At 62.0% G+C, this 5573-nt stretch carries 4 protein-coding genes; 3 read left to right on the top strand and 1 reads right to left on the bottom strand.

Features of this window, described 5'->3' with window-relative positions:
- Nucleotides 1-3486: hemagglutinin repeat-containing protein (locus tag UU9_RS17380; RefSeq protein WP_007082413.1), on the top strand; the 3486-nt coding region annotated here is incomplete at its 5' end.
- 680 nt (nucleotides 3487-4166) lie between these two features.
- Here the strand turns inward: UU9_RS17380 and UU9_RS13970 are convergent.
- Nucleotides 4167-4532: an integrase core domain-containing protein gene (locus UU9_RS13970; protein WP_007082412.1), complete on the bottom strand. Its 366-nt coding sequence runs from the start codon at nucleotides 4530-4532 to the stop codon at nucleotides 4167-4169.
- 103 nt (nucleotides 4533-4635) lie between these two features.
- Between UU9_RS13970 and UU9_RS13965 the strand changes: the two genes are divergently transcribed.
- Together UU9_RS13965 and UU9_RS18045 are read left to right on the top strand one after the other, a co-directional pair.
- The gene (locus UU9_RS13965) at nucleotides 4636-4821 is read left to right on the top strand and encodes a hypothetical protein (protein ID WP_007082411.1); all 186 of its coding nucleotides are present in this window, start codon (nucleotides 4636-4638) and stop codon (nucleotides 4819-4821) included.
- A 262-nt stretch (nucleotides 4822-5083) separates the two neighbouring features.
- On the top strand, nucleotides 5084-5573 hold a 490-nt coding region (locus tag UU9_RS18045), incomplete at its 3' end, for a hemagglutinin repeat-containing protein (RefSeq protein ID WP_193385309.1).

The following is a 5573-nucleotide window of genomic DNA, read 5'->3' as shown; positions in this document are numbered from 1 at the left end:
AGCATGTCGCCCTACAACAGCAAGTCGGGCAATACACAAAGCGCCCAGCAGGTCGTCAACGAAACCGGCACCACGATCGATGCCGGGCAGATCAACGTGATCAGCCAGCAAGGCGACATCACCGCCGAGAGCGCGCAACTGACCGCGCAGCACGACATCAACGTGCTGGCGTCGCAGGGCAAGATCGATCTGGGCACCGGCGAAGCCAGCCAGGCCTGGCAGAACCACCAGAGCGGCCACCAGGTCGGCGACCTGGGCGGCAACGGTTATTCCGGCACCGTCGGCGAACGGCAGGAGCTGCACGACCAGAGCGGCAACCAGACCTGGCAAAGCACGCTGCGCACCGGGCTGAGCAGCGAACAGGGCGACGTCAATGTGGTGGCCCACGGCGACCTCACCGGCCAGGGCGTGGACATCGCCGGCCGGGACGTCACGCTGGTCGGCCGCAACGTCACGCTCACGCCCAGCGCGGATACCGCCGAACAGCGGCAGCGCGACAAGATGAGTCAGGTGGGTGTGACGGTGGCGCTGTCCGGCGTGGCGGTGCAGGCCGCGCAGGCGGTGGATGCGGCCGTGGACGCGCACGACCGGGGCGACAACCGGCTGGCGGTGCTGTATGCGGCCGAGGCGTACTACGGCGCGAAGGACGCAGTCAATGTGGCCGGCGGGATCGACTACGGCCGGGCGGCGCAATCAGCCACCGGCAACGCCGCCACCGCCGCCCCGCCAGGTGGCCATCCCGAGGACCCCAACGGCAGCACCGGCCTGGTCAAGGTCACCGTCAGCATCGGCAGTAGCCACCAGTCCAGCAACACGTCGTACCAACAGCAGACACAGCAGGGCAGCACGGTAACGGCGAGTCGCGACGTCACCATCGTGGCCACCGGCGATGGCACCAAGGGAAAGGATGGCTACGCCGCCAATGGCGACGTGGTCCTGCAAGGCACGCAGATCCAGGCCGGCCGCGATGCCACGCTGGCGGCAGCCCGCGACATCAACCTGACCGCCGGCCAGGACACCACCGCCCGGGACAGCGCCAACCACAGCAGCAGCGCCAGCATCGGCGTGGGCTTCGCGCTGGGCGGTGAACAGAACGGCTTCACCATCGAGCTGGCCGCGGCGGCTGCCCGGGGCAAGGGCAACGGCGACAGCGCCACCAACCACGTCACCACGGTCAACGCGGGCGACACGCTAAGCCTGACCAGCGGAAGAGACACCACGCTGGAAGGTGCCCAGGCCTATGGCAACACCATCCTGGCCGACATCGGCCGCAGCCTCAGCCTCACCAGCACGCAGGACACCGACCACTACAAGGAGACTTATCAGAGTGCGAGTGCGGGTTTAAGCCTGTGCATCCCGCCCATTTGCTATGGCTCTAGCAGCGGCGGCGCCAGCTACAGCCAATCCAATATCAGCAACAACTACCAGAGCGTGACGGATCAGACCGGACTAGCGGCGGGGAGCGGTGGCTTCGATATCCACGTCGGCGACACGACGACGCTGACGGGTGCGGCCCTCGCCAGCACCGCCGATCCAAGCAGGAACCTGCTGGACACCGGCAGCCTGGTCGTCAATGACTTGCACAACAGCGCCCACAGCAGCGCGAGCCAGATGGGGTTCTCGTACAGCAGCAGTAGCTCGGCCGCGAGCAACCTGGCCGGCAATGCCATGGGCGCGGCGCTGAACATGGCGATACCGCAGGGCGGCAGCGACAGCAGCGACACGCAAAGCAGCATCGCGCAGGGCACGATCATCGTACGTGACAACCCCGATCAAGACCTCAGCGGCATCGACCGCAGTGCCACGACGCTCGACGGCAACGGCGTCAGCAACGACTTCGATGTGGACAAGATCAAGGAGAAGCAGGCGCTCGGGCAGGCGGCGGGGTATGTGGGGATGCGGGCCGCGGGCGACTTGGCTAAGTACGAACACGATAAGGCCCAGGCCGACTGGTTGGCAGCGCCGCAGGGAAGTGCCGCCGAAGCGGACGCCAAGGCGAGGTTGGGGCAATGGAGTGATGGCGGCACGTACAAGACCATCCTGCATGGCGTCGTCGGCGCCGGTATCGCGGCGCTCGGGGGTGGCGATGCCGCGAAGGGTGCGCTAGGTGCGGCGGCCAGCGAAAAGGCCAGCGGTGTGATGCAGGGCTACCTGATCGAACACGGCTATGACCCAAACACGGGCACGGGCAAGGTGCTGATGGAGCTGGCCAGTACCGCCATCGGCGGCGCGGCGGGCGGTGGTGCGGGTGCAGCCTCCGCGTTGAATGGGGAGCTGTATAACCGGCAATTGCATGATTGGGAACACAAGCTCGCGAAGGAGCTGGCGGCCAAAAGCAACGGTGAATACACATGGCAGGAAATTGAAGATGCCATGCGAAACAGCAGCTACGGCAGTCCCGATGCGCCGGCGGTTGATTTTGGCATGGGCGACAATGTCGGGAAGGGGGAGTTGTATGCATACACACCTCCCGGTACCGCGGAAGTCATCATGAGTTGGTCCGCCTTCAGTCAGCAGGGTGGGACGCTCGATCCCGGTTCAAGCTTTACATTCCCGACATCGCAGAATCCGGGTTTGTACGGCTATGCAAGCGACGTCATGGCGGTCCAAAACATGCCGGTGCTCGATCGTGGTGCGGCCGATTTCATTGCATCGCATATGGGTGATGCCGACATTCAGTCCGCCTATGGCTCTAACTTCCAATCTGATTATGGAAATTGGCAATATAGCTGGGCGCCAAAACCCCAGCCGATCACGCCCGTGGCCCCAGAGGGCTACACCCCGACGCAGCAAGGTGTAAACGGAAACAACATGACCTTTTATGACACCATGCTTGGTCGCGTCGTGACCATCGGTGTGAGTGGTGTTTGTGCTACGGCTGAGTGCGCCATGAAAGGCGGCAATTTCGATATGGCTGATCCGCGCACGCAACAGTACCTGTCGGATGTCGGTCACGCGCAACTCAAGTTTGGGGCGACGGTCACTAGTGTTGCCGCCGGCGGTGCGTGGGCTGCCTTGGCGAAAGAGGGGGTTGTCGCTGGATGGATGGCTTACAGTGGGGCGGGGGCGACTTCCGCAGGCGCGAACGCAGCAGCGCAGTACTTGAGCGACGGTACTGTTCGCACCCCCGACGTCCTATTTGCAGCAGCAACCGGTACCTTCGGCGGCTGGGCCACTCGGCTTCCGGGTTGGCAAGCTCCGGTGGCGATGATGATGATGAATACGGGAGGGGCTGCAGCGAACACGATGGTTGATAATGTTGTTTATGGTGAAAATAAGGATGTTGGAAATGCGATTTTCACTTCGGGCTTGGGCACACTGTCTGGCTATAAGATAGGAAATTATATGGAAGGGGCTTCCGTGAATCCTTGGGCGATCAATGCTGTCGGGTCGGCACTTAGCGAGGCGGTTACGCGTACGGCAGAGGATTTAATAGATGACGTGAAATCGAAAGTCGAAAAGAAGGCTGGAAATGAAAACAAATAAGATATTCCAGTGGGCCAAGATATTCATAGTAACCTTCGCCATTTCATTTATTTCGATAATTATAGGCGTGGCATTTATCGTTCTATTGAGTTTGTACCAGGAATTTGGGGGGCGCACATTCAGCGGTGGAAACGTGTCTTTGGTATTGGATGTGTGGATTCACAAATATCTATTGAGGCACGCCCTAATCAGTATTTTTTTGGGACTTTTGGTGGCGACGAAATATATTTCCAGCAAAGGTGACGGTTAAACCTAGAAGCAGGAGTTTCCCGTCCAAGGTGTTGTTCCGTTCAAGGCGTCCAAAGCTTCATCTGCCGTTTCCGAGCAGGATTTTTGATACAAAATCGGCAGTCCGGCGCGAAGATTTCTTCTCGATCACTTGCCCAAGGCTTACGGACTGATCAAGGTGTTGGCCACTTCTTCCACTTTCCCGGCACTGGGCGCAGCTCACCCGTGGTGTCCCGTCCAAGGTGTCCAAAGCCCCATCCGCCATTCCCGCGCCGGATTTTTGAAACCAAACGACCTATCCGGCGCGATGATTTCTTCTCAATCGCTCACCCATGGCTCGCGGATTGATCACATGTTGACCACTTCCTCCGCTTTTCCAGCACAACCCGCAGCCCGCCCGTGGACACCTTCGTCCATTCCAGCCGCATCGATGATTTCCCCGCCCCAACAAATCAGGGCGGAAAGAACCACCCGCTGATATGCCCGCTCCAGATACTCACGAATCGGGGCCGGTTGACGGATTTTTCCCGTCCGCCCCATACCTCGGCCGGCGTATGCCCGCCCAGATGCTGATGAGGCCGCGCATGGTTGTACCAGGCCCGAAACTCCACCAGCTTCACCCGCAAATCATCGCCATTCACGACGGCGATGCGATCGAGCTTCTGCTTGAGCGTGCCAAAGAACCGCTCGGTCCGTCCGTTCTGCCAGGGGCAGTGCAATGCCGTGGTTTGCAGACGAATGCCCAGGCTTCGCAGCGCGGCTTTCATCACGCGCGAGTTGAAGCACGCCTCGTTGTCCACCCGGATGCAGCGCGGCAAACCGAAGTGCCTGAAAGCGTCGAAAAGCTACCAGCAATTCCCGCAAGATCGTCAACGACCGCTTGTCGTCCAGCGCACTCAGCCGCAAACACGCCCGCGACCCATGATCGAGCACACCCAGCATCATCCGCTGTCGCCCCGTCAGATCGACCTTGCCGGTCAGGTCCATCGCCCACACCCGGTTGATCGGCAGGGCACGCGGCACCCGGTGCTTGCCTTCCTGCCGCATCCGAAGGATTTCCACCGTCGCCTGCCGCAGCACGTTCGCCACATGCGACTTGCCCACTGACATGCCCCGCGCCGCAAACCGCCGGTTGAAGACTTCCGCCAGCGTTCGGCACCCCAGCTCCGGCGACCACGCCCGCAGCCGGATCAATTCCCGGCGCACCCACGGCGGTTTGGGCTGGTATCGCCGCGACGATGCCGGGATAAAAACAGGCTTTGCCGAGCAAGCGCGACGGTTTGCGTATAGCCGTCCAAACAGCTTTCTCGCCCAGTGTCCAAGAGCCAGAAGCCAAGCCAGTACACCGATCATCCTTGCCGCGACCCCTGTGTTTTCCGGATGGGCAAGTTTATCGGGCGTGTGCGGCGGCAGCCTCGTCATCGCCGCCGGCCACGACCTCACGCTCAACGCCGGTGTGGAAAACCACGACACCACCCGCGACACCAAGCGCAAGAAAAGTGGCTTCCTGTCCAGCAAAACCACCACCACCCACGACGAAACCCACGACAGCTACGCCATCGGCAGCACGCTGTCCGGCGAGTCGGTGACGGTGGCGGCGGGCCACGACCTGACCACCCGGGCCGCCCAAGTGGCCGGCACCCACGACGTCACGCTGGCGGCCGGCCATGACGTCACCATCGGCACGGCCGAGGAGGTTTCCACCGAGGCGTACAGCGTAGCCAAGAAGAAGAGCGGGCTGTTCAGCGGCGGCGGCGCCAGCGGCCTGGGCGGCATCGGCGTCACCGCCGGCAGCCAGAAAGCCAACGCCACCGACACGGTGGAGCAGCACACCACCATCGGCAGCCTGATCGGCAGCA

It is taken from the genome of Rhodanobacter fulvus Jip2 (assembly GCF_000264315.1).
In the GTDB taxonomy this organism is placed as follows: domain Bacteria; phylum Pseudomonadota; class Gammaproteobacteria; order Xanthomonadales; family Rhodanobacteraceae; genus Rhodanobacter; species Rhodanobacter fulvus.
The sequence above is the reverse complement of the archived record's forward strand: the minus strand, read 5'-3'. Positions and strand labels throughout refer to the sequence as shown.

Bases quoted from the DNA above. Each gene is read 5' to 3' on its own strand.
- UU9_RS13965 (WP_007082411.1), top strand. From the start codon at position 4,636: ATGATCGAGCACACCCAGCATCATCCGCTGTCGCCCCGTCAGATCGAC.